12 protein-coding genes and 3 tRNA genes are annotated in these 14,119 nt (G+C 73.8%); 3 read left to right on the forward strand and 12 right to left on the reverse strand.

From position 1 onward, the window contains the following. Positions 1-41: 41 nt before the first annotated feature. From EF879_RS02425 to EF879_RS02440, 4 genes are all read right to left on the reverse strand, one after another. Entirely contained in the window at positions 42-3,248 is a 3,207-nt protein-coding gene (locus tag EF879_RS02425) for an FtsX-like permease family protein (RefSeq protein WP_123554187.1), read from the reverse strand. Between the two features lie 334 nt (positions 3,249-3,582). Then, positions 3,583-3,831: a hypothetical protein gene (locus tag EF879_RS02430; protein ID WP_123554189.1), complete on the reverse strand. Its 249-nt coding sequence runs from the start codon at positions 3,829-3,831 to the stop codon at positions 3,583-3,585. Positions 3,832-3,983: 152 nt separating this feature from the next. Continuing rightward, positions 3,984-4,616: a hypothetical protein gene (locus tag EF879_RS02435; protein WP_123554191.1), complete on the reverse strand. Its 633-nt coding sequence runs from the start codon at positions 4,614-4,616 to the stop codon at positions 3,984-3,986. A gap of 290 nt (positions 4,617-4,906) precedes the next feature. Continuing rightward, positions 4,907-6,268 (reverse strand): ABC transporter substrate-binding protein, encoded by a 1,362-nt coding sequence (locus EF879_RS02440; protein WP_123554193.1) that lies wholly within the window; start codon positions 6,266-6,268, stop codon positions 4,907-4,909. A gap of 171 nt (positions 6,269-6,439) precedes the next feature. On the opposite strand from EF879_RS02440, the gene EF879_RS02445 reads away from it, so the two are divergent. Then, positions 6,440-6,829: a hypothetical protein gene (locus EF879_RS02445; protein ID WP_123554195.1), complete on the forward strand. Its 390-nt coding sequence runs from the start codon at positions 6,440-6,442 to the stop codon at positions 6,827-6,829. Between the two features lie 294 nt (positions 6,830-7,123). After that, positions 7,124-9,304 carry an FUSC family protein gene (locus EF879_RS02450; protein ID WP_123554197.1) on the forward strand — a complete coding sequence of 727 codons (2,181 nt, stop codon included), beginning with the start codon at positions 7,124-7,126 and terminating at the stop codon, positions 9,302-9,304. Between the two features lie 76 nt (positions 9,305-9,380). Here EF879_RS02450 and EF879_RS02455 read toward each other — a convergent pair whose 3' ends face one another. The 5 genes from EF879_RS02455 to EF879_RS02470 form a co-directional block, all read right to left on the reverse strand. Further along, on the reverse strand, positions 9,381-9,899 hold the full coding sequence (locus EF879_RS02455) for an SRPBCC family protein (RefSeq protein ID WP_123554199.1): 519 nt from the start codon (positions 9,897-9,899) through the stop codon (positions 9,381-9,383). Positions 9,900-10,515: 616 nt separating this feature from the next. Next, positions 10,516-10,716 carry a hypothetical protein gene (locus EF879_RS02460; protein ID WP_123554201.1) on the reverse strand — a complete coding sequence of 67 codons (201 nt, stop codon included), beginning with the start codon at positions 10,714-10,716 and terminating at the stop codon, positions 10,516-10,518. Further along, positions 10,713-10,868: a hypothetical protein gene (locus EF879_RS27135; protein ID WP_158624095.1), complete on the reverse strand. Its 156-nt coding sequence runs from the start codon at positions 10,866-10,868 to the stop codon at positions 10,713-10,715. Before EF879_RS27135 ends, EF879_RS02460 begins: the two co-directional genes overlap by 4 nt. Continuing rightward, the gene (locus EF879_RS02465; RefSeq protein WP_148086340.1) at positions 10,862-11,110 is read right to left on the reverse strand and encodes a hypothetical protein; all 249 of its coding nucleotides are present in this window, start codon (positions 11,108-11,110) and stop codon (positions 10,862-10,864) included. The genes EF879_RS27135 and EF879_RS02465 overlap by 7 nt, the downstream gene beginning before the upstream one ends. Positions 11,111-11,311: 201 nt before the next feature. After that, complete coding sequence (locus EF879_RS02470; RefSeq protein WP_123554205.1) at positions 11,312-12,412, reverse strand: helix-turn-helix domain-containing protein; 1,101 nt, start codon at positions 12,410-12,412, stop codon at positions 11,312-11,314. Between the two features lie 188 nt (positions 12,413-12,600). Here EF879_RS02470 and EF879_RS02475 point away from each other — a divergent pair, with 188 nt between their 5' ends. Beyond that, a complete protein-coding gene (locus tag EF879_RS02475; protein WP_123554207.1) occupies positions 12,601-12,780 on the forward strand; it encodes a GntR family transcriptional regulator in 180 nt (59 codons plus the stop codon). 635 nt (positions 12,781-13,415) lie between these two features. Here EF879_RS02475 and EF879_RS02480 read toward each other — a convergent pair. The 3 genes from EF879_RS02480 to EF879_RS02490 all read right to left on the reverse strand — a co-directional run bounded on the left by EF879_RS02480 (position 13,416) and on the right by EF879_RS02490 (position 13,776). Next, positions 13,416-13,492, reverse strand: a tRNA-Phe gene (locus EF879_RS02480). Positions 13,493-13,595: 103 nt separating this feature from the next. After that, positions 13,596-13,672: transfer RNA gene (locus tag EF879_RS02485), tRNA-Asp, on the reverse strand. 31 nt (positions 13,673-13,703) lie between these two features. Continuing rightward, positions 13,704-13,776: transfer RNA gene (locus tag EF879_RS02490), tRNA-Glu, on the reverse strand. Positions 13,777-14,119: the final 343 nt, after the last annotated feature.

Consider the following 14,119-nt stretch of genomic DNA (forward strand, 5'->3'; position numbering starts at 1 on the left):
TCCTTTCGTCGCCGGCGGGGTTGCCACCGGCTCCCGCACGCTCAACGGTCCTCTCCGATCCGCGCCTGGGCAGCCGACAGCCGACCGGGCAGGGTGACGGCGGTCAGCCCGCTCAGGCCCAGCGCGACGAGCAGCAGGAGCAGCGCGGTGCCGCCGACCGGCAGCCAGGCGATCTCCAGCAGTGGGGCCGGCACGGGCCGCTGGGCCGACGGGGTGAGGATGGTCAGCGGCGCCATGGCGGCGGCGACGCCGATTCCGACCACCAGCCCGACCAGTACGCCCAGACCGGCGAGGAAGCCCTGCTCGACGAGGAGGGCGCGGGTCAGCGTCCGGAACCCGGCGCCGAGGGTCCGCAACACCGCGAGTTCGGTGATCCGACGGCGGGCGGTGGCCCGGATGTCGACCCCGATCCCGACCGTGGCGAGCAGGATCGCGCCGAGCGCCGCCCCGAAGAGGGCGACCCGGGCCCCGACCCCGTACGGGTCACTGCGCGCCTGGGCGGCGACGGCCGAGCGATCCAGAACCCGCAGCCCGTCGAACGTCGCCGCCTGCCGGGCGGTGGCCGCCGCATCGTCGGGCCCGGTCGCCACCCACCACTCCTGGGGCGCCCGGAGCAGCCCGTGCTCGTGGAAGAGCCGGGTACCCAGCGAGGGGAGGTCGACCAGGAGCGCGGCGCTCGTCGGCACCCCCGGCACCGCCGCCGTACGGCCGACGACGCGGACCGGGACGGCGGCACCGGCGAGGGTCAGGGTCGTCTCGCCGCCGACCGTCATGCCGAGCGCGGCCAGCGCGTCCGCGGTCGCCACCACCGGCACCGGGCCCGGGGCGGCGGCCGGCACGATCGCGAACGACAGCGGCAGCGTGCTGCGCAGCCAACTCGTGGTCGCCGGCGGTGGGGCGTACCGGGCGCGGAGCGTGCCGTCGCCGGCCGTCGCGGGGTCCGCCGCGCCGCCGCGGGTGACCACGCGCCACGAGCCAGGGTCGCGCAGCGGCAGCCGGACAGCGGCCTGCCCCTCGGCGCGGGTCCCGAGATCGGCGAGGTGCCAGTCGAGCTTGAAGTTCGGCGGCGCGACGCCCTCGACCAGGAAGCCGGCCAGCCGTAGCGGTCCGCCGCGCGCCGGCAGCTCCACGTCGAAACGCAGCGGCGTCCCGTTGCCACTCTCGCCGAGCGGGACCCGCCGGTACGCCCCGACCGCGTCGACCACGACGGCGACGCTGCGTACCGGGAACTCCAGGCCGTCGGAGGCCGACGCGGTGGTGATCCGGCCGGTCAGCCGCCGGGCGTCGGCCGGCAGCCCGGTCAGTGGCGCGGTGACCGCGGCCGCGGCCAGGTTGGTGAAGAGCCGGCCGGGATCACCGTCCGCGAGGTCGGCCCGGTACCGGACGACCGGCCCGGCGGCGGCCGCGGTCAGGGCGAGCATCTCGGTCGGTTCGCCGTCGGCGCCGAGCCGCAGTTCGTCCCGCCAGGCCGGCAGAATCCGCGCCGGCTCGGGCAGCCCGGCGAGCTGGTCCGCCCGCTCCGGCGGCGCCTCGCCGCTCGCCTCGACCAGCCGCAGGTCGGTACCGACCTGGTGGTCGGCCTGGTCGGCCAGGGACTCCGCCGAGGTGGCGGCCAGGCACCAGGCGAGGGTGCTGACCGCGACCGCCAGGGCGAGCAGCAGCACCGGGCCGGCGTGCGGGCGACGTCCCGCCTGCCACATCCCGAACGTGGTGGCGGTCCACGAGCGACGGTCGGCGACCCGTTCGACGAGCCGGGCCAGCGGCGGCAGCCCGCGCAGCGCGAGCACCGCGCCGGCCAGCACCCCGGCGGTCGGCGCCGTCGCCAACAGGGGGTCGATGGCGAGCGTGCCCGCGCCGCCGGCAGCCAGTGGCGAGGAGTACTGGCGCAGCTGGAACCAGCCGAGCATCGCCAGCGCGACCAGCGCCACGTCGACCCCGGCCCGTTGCGCGACCGTCCGCCGACTCGGCCGGGATCGGGCGGCAAGCTCGCCGACGTACGTGCCGCCGCGGCGTAGGGCCGGGCCGAGCATCGCCAGCAGGCAGCCCGCCGCGGCGAGCCCGGCGATCAGCCAGGTCACCGGGTCGAGCCGGGGCCGCAGGTGCAGGGCGGCACCGGTCAGCACCGGCATCTGGTCGGCGAGCCGGGTGAGCAGCGCGGCGAGCGGCGGCGCGAGGGCGGCGGCCGGTAGCACCACCAGCAGCGCCTCCCGGACGGCCAGGCCGGCGAGCTGCCCCCGTCCGGCGCCGCGGGCCCGGAGCAGTGCGGTCTCGCCCCGCCGCTGCTCGGTGAGGAGGAGCGCCACGAGCAGCAGCGCGTACCCGCCGAGGACCACGACCAGCAACATCGGCGTGACCAGGGCCGAGCGACCGACGAGGTCGGCCCGGGCGAGTCGTTCCGCCAGCCGGTCGATCCGGGCGGTGGCGAGCCCGGAACTGCCGAGCCCGACCTCCTCCGGCAGCTTCGTCCCGAGCTCCTGGGCCGCCGTGGCCAGCCGGTCCAGGGTCGCCACCGTGGCCCGGGTCAGGTCCGGTTCGAGCAGCCAGGCCACCGAGGCATTGGCGACGAAGTGGGTCAGGAAGTCGGCCCGGTCCACGACCAGCGGGCCGTAGGTCGCCGACCCCGGCGTCACCCCCGTCAGAACGTCCGGCACCAGCCGCCAGTACGGGTCCCGGGCGTCGCGCGGCGCCCAGACCCCGACGACGGTCACCCGGGTCACCTGCCGGGTGACCCGGTCGGTGATCGGGATCTGGTCGCCGACGCCGACGCGGAGGATCCGCGCGACCGGCTCGGCGAGCGCGGCCTGCACCGGCCGGCCGTCCGGTTGGGGCCAGGCCCCGGCGACGAGGTCGGCGTGCGTGGCGAGGTCGTCGAGAAAGACCACCGAGGCGAAGACGACCCCGTCGTCGTCGGGTACGGCCGTGCCGGTGGGGCCGGAGAGCTGGCGGCCGGCGGCCAGGCCGGCGGTCGAGACGCTGGTCGGTACCCCGGCGAGTCCGTCCGCGAACCGTGCCCGCATCGCCGCGTCCCGCTCGGTCAGCGCGGCCTCGGTCCCGCCGGCCGAGCCGCGGATCAGGATCGACCGCTCCTCCTGGCTCGCCGCCGCGACGGCGCTCCGGGCGCCCGAGTCGACGACGGTCCGGCCGTAGCTCGCGAGCCCGGTGAGCAGGGCGGTGGCGATCAGGGTCGCCCCGGTCGCGGCGAGGAGGAGACCTGTCGCCCCTCGGGCGCGCCGAAACACCAGCCGCATCGTGTCGCTGCTCCCCGCCGACCAGGGGGCGCCGGATGACCGCCCCTCATGGGTGCTGGGCGCGCGAGGTGGCCGAAAAGGTTGGCGGGCTGTGGATCTGATCCGTCAGTCGTACCGGATTTGTGACCTTCTGCAGCCTCGGTCGATACCGAATCGTTGCGCGGTCGCAACCGCCGGCCGGGCGGCCGGCGTACCCGTCGTCGCGGCGTGGCCACCGCCGCCCGGGCGCGACGGCCCGGCGGGGCGTTTCGAGACAGGCGGCGGGTGGCACACACAGCGCCGTGGCAGCGGCCCCAGGGGAGGAGCCGCTGCCACGGCTGGCCGGCGGCGCCGGTCAGGCGGTCGGTGGATGGCCCCCGTCTCCGTCCACCACCGTCTCCGGCCGACTGTCCTCGTCGGCGTCGACCATGGTGATGTCGACCCTGCCGTCGCCGTCGGTGTCGAACTGGAACAGGTCGGCCTTGCCGTCGCCGTCGGTGTCGACGACCCAGACGTCGGTCCGACCGTCCTGGTTCGCGTCCGCCTGGAGTAGTTCGATCCGTTCGTCACCGCGGGTGTCCACGGTCTCCTGCGTCTCGCTCATCTGCTGCCCTTCCGTCGGATGGCGTTCGGCCCAGGCCCGAACACTCGGTCTCCGCGCCGACCGGACTCGTCCGGCAGCTCTCGGACCCGAGTACCGACTGTGCCATCCCGCACTCCCCGACGTGGTCCCGCCGGGATCGGCGGGCACCCCGGTCAGCTGGTGACGTACGGATTGGCGTCCTGGTCCTGGAAGCTGACCTGGTCGATGGTGCCGTCCTGGTCGGTGTCGACCAGGAGCCGGTCGCTCTGCCCGTCCTCGTCGAGGTCGATCCGGACGGTGTCAGGGCGCCCGTCGTAGTTCTCGTCCGAGGCCCACACGTCCGCCTGGCCGTCGTGGTCGCTGTCCAGGACCACCTGGTCCACCACGCCGTCGTGGTTGCGGTCCAGGGTGACCGAGTCGATCCGGCCGTCGTCGTTGGTGTCCTCGAGCACCTGGTCGACCCGACCGTCGAAGTTGGTGTCGCGCTCGACGGTGTCGATCCGGCCGTCCCAGTCGGTGTCCCGGTAGCTGACGTCGGCGGTCCCGTCGCCGTTGGCGTCGACCTGCACCTGGTCGACGTAGCCGTCGCCGTCGAGGTCGGTGTCCAGCCGGGTGGAACCGTCGGCGTAGTGCGTCTCCACGGAGGTCACCGCCGGCGGCTCGGCCGGCTCCGACCCGTCGGACAGCAGGTCGGCCAGCGGGTCCGGCGTGAGATCTGCCGCGCCGAGACCCTCGGTCCCGTTGACGGGCAGCTCCTGCCCAGCAAGGTCGTCACCCAGCATCGTGGGGTCACCGTCGAAACTCATGCCGTTCCTCCCCGTATCGACTGCGCTCCGGCGTTCCACCGGGCATGGCAGTCAGGCTAGGCCGACGGCCGCGACGACGACTCCCGGAAGTGTGCCAGTCCGCCCGGTGCCGGCCGGCGGAGCGTCTGCCCAGGACCGACCGTCGCTGGTCGCCGGCTCTGGGGGCAGCACAGGCCGCTGACGCCGGACCGCCGCCGCGGGGTCGCGGGACTACCCGTGCCGGGCCGCCGAGCTGCCGACGCCGGGCAGCGGGGCTGCGGGCCACCGGATCGGGCGCCCGGGGGTGGTCGTTACTGGTCGATGCTCATCCCGGCGGCGGCGAGCGCCTGGATCACCCTCGCCGACTCGCCGTAGCCGATGACCAGGACGGCGTCGGCGCCGAACTGCTTGATCTCCTGCGCCCCGGCCGTGAAGTCGACCGGTGGGGCATCCTGGCCCGCCGGCGGCTCGTACGTGAAGAGCTTGAGCTGGTCCGGGCCACCGTGCCCGGCGCGCTCCAGCTCGGCCCGGACGTGGGCCTGCAGGCCCTCGCCGTAGGAGTCCTTCCGGGCCACCACGGCGATCTTGCGGGCACCGTCCCGGAGGATCATGTCCGCGAGCGCCCGGCCCTGCAGGATGTCCGAGGGTGCGGTACGGAAGTAGAGACCCTTGTCCTCGACCGTGCTGAGCCCCGCGTCGGTGTTGCTCGGGGAGAAGAGCACCACCCCGGCGCGGACGATGTCGGGCAGCACCGCCCGGGAGATGCCGGAGCCACCGGCGCCGATGATGACGTGCACGCCGTCGTCGACGTGCCGGGCGACCGTCGCCTTCGCGATGGCCGGGTTCGTCCCGTCGTCACCGTCGATCCAGACCACGTCCTTGCCGAGCACCCCGCCGGCGTCGTTGACGTCCTTCAGGGCGAGCTTCACGGCGGCCGCCATCGGCGGGTACGCCAACGCCAGGTCACCGGTCCGGGGCAGCAGACCGCCGAGCTTCAGTGGGGCTCCGCTGGTCCGTACGACCTGCGGGGTCTGCCGCTTCGGCGCCGGCGGCTTCTGGACGCTGGCGGCGGACTCGTCGCCGGCGCCGAGAAACTCGGTCTTGCCCTCGTCGAGCTGGCTGTCCATCCCGAAGTGCAGGGTGGCGTAGCTGGCGGTGGAGGGCTCCCCGGCGTCGGTGAAGCCGGCTCGGGTCAGCGAGGCACCCCGGTAGGCGACGTCCACCCCGTCCCGGGCCAACTCCAGGCACCGCGCGATCGAGTCGCAGCGCTCGCCGCCGTTGGTGACGCCGACGATGTGCTTGGCGATCTCGGTCGGCTCCGTGGTGCCGGCGAGCTGGGCGGCGATCGCGGTGATCGCGACCGCGTCGTACGACTCCGCGGCGTACACGTAGTCGGAGAGTTTCGGGTCGATGCGGTGCAGCCGCTGCTTGAAGTCCTCGGAGAGCCGGGTCAACGGTGTCGTGCCCTTCATGCCCCTGAGCAGCCCGGCCTGGTCCCCGAACTCCTTGGCGAAGGAGTTCTGCATGTTGCCGTCGGAGCCGTACAGGTGGACCTGGGTCGGCGTGGCCTCCCCGGCCGGGCCCTCGTCGCCCGATCCGCAGCCGGCCAGCAGCAGCGCGGCGCAGGCGGTGACGGTCAGCGCGACGGGCCGCGGGCCGCGTGATACCAGCATCGGGTCGTCCTTCCTCCCCGGAGATCCGTTGCGCACCTTAGCGCGCCCTGGTAGGAGACGTAGGTGGCGGGCGAACCGCCGTCGTCTACCGATGGGTAATACCATCCGGGCCAGATGGTGGGCGAGGGATTCGTCGGACGCGGCTTGACCGGGCGGCATACTCTTCCGCACGTGACGGACGTACCGCGCCAGACGCTCGACGACGCCGCCGCGGTGCTGAAGTCCGCGCTGGCAGGGGACAGCGACGGCGTGGTCGGCACGTTCGACGCGGTGGTCGACCGGGCCGGGGTCGCCGGGGCGTACGAGGTGGCCTGGTGCCTGGCCGCGACGATGGTCGGGGACGGTGTCCCCCAGGGCACCTGGACGCTCGACTTCCCCGGCATCGACGAGGCGCGGTACGACGCCCGCTGGGTGGCCTGGTTCGTGAGCGCGTACGCCAACGCCGACGTTGACACCGGCGAGGCGCTCTTCGGCGCGGCGATCGCCGACGGGCAGTTGCCGGAGTGCCTGCTCACCCTTGCCGGCTCCGCCGTCGCCACACTGCGTCACCGCGCCCGGTAGCCGGCCGGGTTGCCGGTCCACCGGCCCGCCCGAGCAGCGGGCCGCGTTGAACGTCCAAGAGTACCCCGTCATCGACGTGCATCATTTCATATCGCCGTCGAGAGCGGTCGTGGCCGCGGCGCCGTCCCCGGTGGGGCCGCCTCGGTGGCGCCCGGTCGCCGCAAAGTCCCGCCCCGCGGGCGGCCGGAGTGAGAGGGTGTGATGTCGGGCGGTCTGCCGCAACCGGTGACGCCGCCGCCCGGATCTGGCCTTCCTCGTACGGAGGCCGAGCGTGGCGGGAGCAGCAGGGGAGCCATGACCAGGACCGGCGTCGGGCGCTGGCTGCACCGACGGGATCCGGGGTACACCGTCCTCCGTCGCGGGCTCCGGCTCAGCGTGATCGCCGCGGCCGGACTCTTCGGCGGCACCTACGGGCTCGACGACCCCGTGCTGGGGCTCTACACGCTCTTCGGCGCGATCGCCACCGGATACGTCTCGACCCTGCCCGGCGGCCCCACCGAGCGGGCCCGCGCCCTGCTCGCCGCGCTGCCACTGGCGCTGTTCCTGGTCACCCTCGGCAGTCTCCTGGCCGTGAACACCTGGGCGGCGGCGGTCGGGATACTGGTGGTCGGCTTCACCGTCGCGTTCGCCCGGGTCGGTGGTCCCCGGATCCTCGGGCTCGCCACCGGACTCCAGCTCTTCTTCATCGCGGCGTCCTTCCCGCCGTACCAGCCGGCGAGCCTGCCGTCCCGACTCGGCGGGGTGACGCTCGGGATCGGGCTGCTCGCCGTCACGAATCGGCTGCTCTGGCCGGAGCCGGCGCCGCCCCGCTACCGCGACCGGCTCGGCGAGGGCGCCATCGCGCTGGCCCGACACCTCCACCTCCTCGCGGATCTGCCGTCCGGCCGGCGGGTCGACCGCGCGGCGCTGGACCGGCGGCGGGCGGACGCCCACGCGGCGGTGGAGGCCACCTCGATGGCGCGGCTCGCCCCGACCGAGCGCCCGGTCTCGGCCGGCCGTCGGGACCGGGCGCTGCGGCACGCCGCCCTCCTGCTCCGGCAGCTGTCGGACGAGGTGAGCCAGGTGACCGACCTGGTCGCCGACCGGCCGGACGACGAACTCGCCCGGCTACTGCGCCGAACGGCCGCCGTCCTCGGCGCCGCCGGCCGGACCCTCATCGGCGCGCCGGCGCCGATCGGAGCCGACGAGCTGGCCGGGTTCGAGGCCCAGATTCGGCGGGTGTTTGGCGAGCCCCCGCCCGGACCGGACGACGCGGCCGGGGACGCGGCGTACCTCCGCGTCGTGGCGATCGCCCTGCGGCTGGCCGAGAACGCCCACGCGTTCGGCATCGCCGCCCGGATCGCCGCCGGCCGCGCCGGAGCGCCGCCGGCCGGGGAGCGCGGGTGCGACCAGTTCGGGTACGCCCACCAGTCCTGGCCCGCGCTCTACTGGCAGCAGTTCCGGCCGCACCTGACCACCCGCTCGGTCTTCTTCCAGGGCGCGGTGCGGGTCGCGCTGGCGCTGACCGCCGCCCGGATCGTCGCCGGCTTCCTGCACCTGAACCACGGCTTCTGGGTGCTGCTGGCGATCCTCACCCTGATGCGGACCTCCGCCGCCGACACGAGCCGGGCACTCCGGCCCGTCCTGCTCGGCACGGTGCTCGGCGCCGCTGCCGGCACCCTCCTGTTGATCACGGGCGTCCGGCCGATCGAGCTGGCCATCCTGCCGATTGTCATGGTGTTGACGTTCTCGGTCGGCCCCCTGCTCCACCAGACCTGGGGTCAGGCGCTCTTCACGGTGCTGTTCGTCCTGGTGTTCGCGCAGGTCGGCCCGGCGGACCCCCAGCTCGCCGGCACGCGGCTGCTGGACGTCGCGCTCGGTGCGGCCATCGGGGTGGCCGCCGGGGCACTGCTCTGGCCACGGGGCGGCGGCGGGGAACTCCGCCGCTCCGTTGTCCAGTACCTCGAAGCGAGCGCGGTGGTGGCCGAGGAGGTGGTCAGGGCGCTGGCGGGGCGGCCAGCCGGCGCCGACGCGAGGGGAACGGCGTGGCACCGGATGGTGCTCGCCGACGCGTCGTTCCTGGTCTACCGGGCCGAGCGGCACAACCGGGGACTGCCGTCGGTCGACTGGTCGGCGGCGTTGAGCACCGCGCACTTCCTGCACGCCGGCGCGCTTGCCCGGCTGCGGCGCGGGCCTGCCGCGCGGCTGACCGGGACGGCCGGCGCGGCCGGCGAGCTCACCGAGTACGCCCGGCGGGTACGCCGGGACTACGTCGATCTCGCGCAGCAGTTGTCCACCGACCGCCTGTACCGGCGCGTACCGGGCGCGCCGCCGCCGGACGACGTCGCGCGGTGGGTGCAGGCGGTGGCGTGCGCGGGTGAGCCCCGGTCGGCCGCGTTGAACCTGGTGGACGTCGCGGCATGGCTGACCTACGCCGCCGGCAGCCTGGACCGGATCCAGCTTCTCGACGACGATCCCGGCACCCGGGGCCGCTGACGCGGCGCACGGCGGCTGGCACCCTGGGCGATGGTCCACCCGTCCGGGGCGGTTGCCGGCCCGCCGGGGGCGGTGATCAGTCCCGAGCGCTGGCCCGGACCGTCGCGGCGTACCGGGTGAGCAGCTCGTGCCAGCCGGCGGTGAGGGCCGTACGGTAGCCCTCCGCGGCCTCGCCGTGCCGGTCGAAGTCGCGGTGCTCCACCTCGACCAGGGTGGTGCCGTCGGCCTTCGGGTCGAACCGCACCTCCACCACGCTGCATCGGGCAGGGTCGGGGACCGGGGCGCGGTCCGGCCCGATCTGCCAGGTGAAGACCAGGCGTCGCGGTGGCCGCCAGTCCAGCACCCGTCCCCAGTCGGTGCGGAACCCGTGGGGGCCGATCTCGTACGCCATGCCGCCGACGCCGGGCTCGATGCCGATCGCCGTGAGCGCCTCCGGCCCCGACCACGTGTACTCCTTCACCCACCAGTCGGAGAGCCGCCGGGTGAAGACGCGGAAGGCTCGGTCAGCCGGACCCGGGACGTGCAGGCTGCTGCGCACCGAGTACGCCTTCGACTCCTGCCGGACGTCGGCGGTGTTCGTGGCCTCTTGTCCCATAGGCCCGGACGATACCGGCTGGATTCTGGCCGTGCACCTGATGCGCGGTGGACGGTCGATCCGTGCGCCGAGCGGTATTTCCGCTGCTTGGACCGGGCCGCGTCGACGGTGGCGCCGGAGTCGGAAGGCGACCCGGACGTACCCGCAGAAACCGCTCGGCGGGCTCGGCCGGCACCGCTCTGGACGGCCGGGAGCAGGGCCGGATGACTCCGCGGCTTGGGGAGCACGTCCGGTTCGTCGGACCGGACCTCGCGTTCATCGTCCGGCCGAGCTGCATCATCAAGAAGGGCAGCAGGAGTGCAAGCTCGGGCTCCCTCTCCCGGAACACAACGTGCTGCGCAAACGGCACGGAGTGTGGTTGCAGACCTCGTTCCAGAACACCCGCGTGCAGCCGCTGCCGGAGGAACCGACACCGAACGACGCCGCTCACCGGAATTGGTGAGCGGGATCCGTGGGTGTCGGTGAGACCCGTGATCGGGATGTGGTGCGGGCCCCGACTCCTTGCCGGTGGAGTCGGGGCCCGCTGTGCCTGCCTCCGGGGCATGGGTCGGGCCTGCCCATCCCGGAGGCTTCGCCTCGTCCGTGCTGGGAGGGGCGGCGCGGGGGCGCGGCCGGCTCAGCCGCCGTCACCCCGGTTCGGGTCCAGGGTGGGAGTGGTGGTCTTCGGCGGATGGTCGTCCGGACGCGGGCACGAGCAGGTGACCGTCACGAACTGGAGGCCGTCCCAGACCTTCATCTCACCGTTGCAGTCATGTGCTCCGTCGCCGTGGTAGTCGGCGAGGTAGCACGGCAGGCAGGTCGGCTTCTCGTCGGTCACCGGTCCGCTCCCGGGACGCGCAGCCAGCGGCGCGCGCCGCGGCGGGGCCGGTCTGGCACGGCAGTCCAGCCGGCGACCGGTTGGGGGCCGCCGGTGAGCCGGTAGTCCCGGACGGCGTCGCGCCGTAGCCGGGTCCAGATCCAGGTCAGCATCGGCCGCCCCCGGTTCGGTACTGGCGGGCCTGCCCGTACGTCACCAGCGGCAGCCCGTCGATCCGGGTCGGCCCGGTCCACGCCATCTGCTGCCGGTCGCGCTCCTCACGCTGTTGGCGGGCCAGCTCGATGACCCGCTGCCGGGCGGCCTCCACCTCAACCATGTCCTGCTCCCGCGCCGCGTGCTCGACCTCGACGGTACGCCGCCGTCGGCGGCTCTCCCACCACGCCCTGATACCCACCGTCACCTCCCACCGGTCACCCCGCCCCGGACCCCAGGTCACGAAGCGGGGCTCTCCACCTGATCGGATGGCCGGCCCGGGGTGTGGACTTCGCGGGCCACCCGGACCGGCCGGGGCGTCCGAACTCGTCGGGTACCACCGGACGCCCTGTACGTAGCGTCTCGGCTGCTACGCGTGAGGTCCAGCGTCCGCGCGTCCGCGCTACCGCCGTGCGGACAGGCTGCGGACAGCGGCGCGGACACGCGCCGACCCGGTCGCCGCCGCCAGCTCCTCCGCCTCGTGCAGCACCCAGTCAGCCCGGCCGCGCTCGCCGACCTCCCGCAGTGACGCCGCCAAGTGCACCAGGTACGGGCCGACCCACTCCGGCCAACCGCCGTACGGCCGGTCACCGAGGCCGGCGGCGAGCTGCTCGACCGCCGCAGCGTGCCGCCCCACCAGGCGGTACGCCAGGCCGCGCTGCATCGTCAGGTACCGGCCGCCGTAGAAATAGAGCCACTCCGGGCGGCACGGATCGTCCGCCGCCGCCAACTCCTCGGCGAAATCGAGCAGCGGGTCCACGGACGACACGTCACCGGCCAGGGCGTGCCCGCGCGCCTCCTGCTGCGCGGCGAGCGCCCGCACACCAGGGCTGGTCGCCTCCCGACGCGCGGCCGACGACAGGCCGACGACCGGCCCGGGGCGGCGTGCCATCCACGCCAGATGCCCACGCATCGACAGGGCGGTGGCGACCATGTCGCGCCGGCCGACCTCCGTCGCCCATTCGAGAGCCTGGACGTACTGTCGGCTGGCGTCGGCAGGCCGGCCGCTGGCCGCGAGCAGCCAGCCGGCGAACTGTGCCCACTGCGACGCGAGGTCGACGAGCCGGGGCCGGAGGTCGCCGCCGGCCTCGGCGACGAGCGATGCCACCAGGCCGAGTTGGGCGTGGACCGGGCCGAGGATCGCGGCTGACCCGATGGAGTCCTCCAGGCGGCGTTGGGCGGCGAGAAGGTCGGTCAGGGCGTCGAGGGTGGCCGGGTCGACCCGGCGCGGGTGAACGGCCACGTAGTCGAGCCGCTCGGCGGCCTCCGGCGGCGGCCCGGCGGGGCGGACCATGGCGGCGAGCCGGCCGCCGGCGCCGAGGGCATGATCGAGCACGCTGGCGGTCTCCTCGGTCGGCTGCCGCCGCCCGGTCTCGAGGTCGTGAATCTGGCTCTTGCTGACCGGGGCGATCCTGGCCAGGTCGCGGACGGATAGCCCTTGTTGCTCGCGTAGGCGGCGCAGCTCGGCGCGGAAGTGCGGATCGACGGCCACGGGGCGTGGCATCGGACCTCCCAGGTAGGGCTGGGGGTGGTGGCGGCCCAGGCCCTACCCCGGGCTGCCACTTCGGACGGTACACGGTCCAGCCGGTTGACGGGCTCGCCGCGGTGACCGCCCTTCGGACGGCACATAGGGCCATATGGTCCGAAGGGCTCCGGGATACCTAACCTTCGTCGCCCGCCTACCGTCCACATATGATCATCAGGTCAGGCAGAGACGCTGCCTACCGGCAGCTCGCCGACCTGCTGCGCGCCGAGATCACCTCTGGGCGGATCGGACCCGGCCAGCTCCTCCCCTACGAGGGGCGCCTCCAGCAGGAGTACGGAGTAGGTCGCGGCGTGAGATTCGTCAAGATCTACGATCTTGACGGGTAGGCAACTGCTCTCGTGATACTGAACCTGTCGCTATTTGCACAAGTGGGCAGGAACGTCTTGACGTGAGTCAAGCTCTCGTCCTTGACGAACTTCACTGTCGGTGTTGCGCCGCCATGATCCAGGCGGCACCGATTGTCGGGCAGTATCGGACCGCATGACCGGATCATGATTGATATCCCGGTACCAGGGGCCGCGAGCTGCGGAGTTCCATCCATTCCCTCGGCGGCCGTTCGCCGGCTGCAAGAACGGCAAACCCCGAAGGAAAGCGGACGAGGGTATGAACTCCACAAGGGTGTGGATCATGCTGGACTCACTGGCCTGATCGGCGTGCTGATGCTCGGCACCCTGGGCATCGTGAGTTGGTAGGCCGCCACGCCAGGATGACGGCTGCTCTGGTCGGCGCCGCCGCGACAGCCGTGATCATCCTGGTGGCTGCATGTGCATCGGAGCGCTCGTGGTCCGGGCGGTGACTGGCGCCCGCGACGGGTTCCGGCACGGCGTGGCCCTGACCATCGACCGGCTCGCCCAAGCGCTTCGGCCTGGCGACGACGAGTAGGCCTGTCCCCAGACTGTCCCCACACAACGAGTAACGCCCCACCGGATCTCCTCCGGCGGGGCGTCTCCCCTGTCAGGGCTGGTGGCCAGGGGCGGGATCGAACCGCCGACCTTCCGATTTTCAGTCGGACGCTCGTACCAACTGAGCTACCTGGCCAGGCCGCTCGGCCCATGTTACCCGGACGACAGGATCTCCGCCGCCTGGGTGACCCGGGCCGATACGCAGAACGCCGCGCGTACGGACGCACGGCGGTCGGCGTTGGCGGTCCTGACGGGACTTGAACCCGCGACCTCCGCCTTGACAGGGCGGCGAGCACTCCGACTGCTCCACAGGACCATGCCATGCCCCCGGCCGAGGCCGGGGATCGTGCCCCCAACGGGATTCGAACCCGTGCTACCGCCTTGAAAGGGCGGCGTCCTGGGCCGCTAGACGATGAGGGCGGCCCCGCCATCATTGCACATGACAACTCTGACGGCTGTGCTCCCATCCGGCCCCGCCGGAGGCTCCGAAAGCATACGTGATGCCGAGCCGCCCGACCAAACCGGTATCCGGCGCTTCCTAATCTAGGCTAAACCCACCATTCATCGCGAAAGCGTCTATACGAGGACAGGGGTCGGCCGGTACGCGTCCCCCGACCTCGGCCAACCCGGCGGCCAGCCCTCCCCGGCGGCGGACTGCGCTGTTCCTCGCCGGCGCGGGCGAGATCCGGGCCGGCGTGGCGCCGGCCCGGCGCTCAGGCCGTCATCGGCCGCCACCCGGCCGCTCCGCCACCGGCTCGGGCTC

The organism is Micromonospora sp. HM5-17 (genome assembly GCF_003762835.1).
Taxonomy (GTDB): Bacteria; Actinomycetota; Actinomycetes; order Mycobacteriales; family Micromonosporaceae; genus Plantactinospora.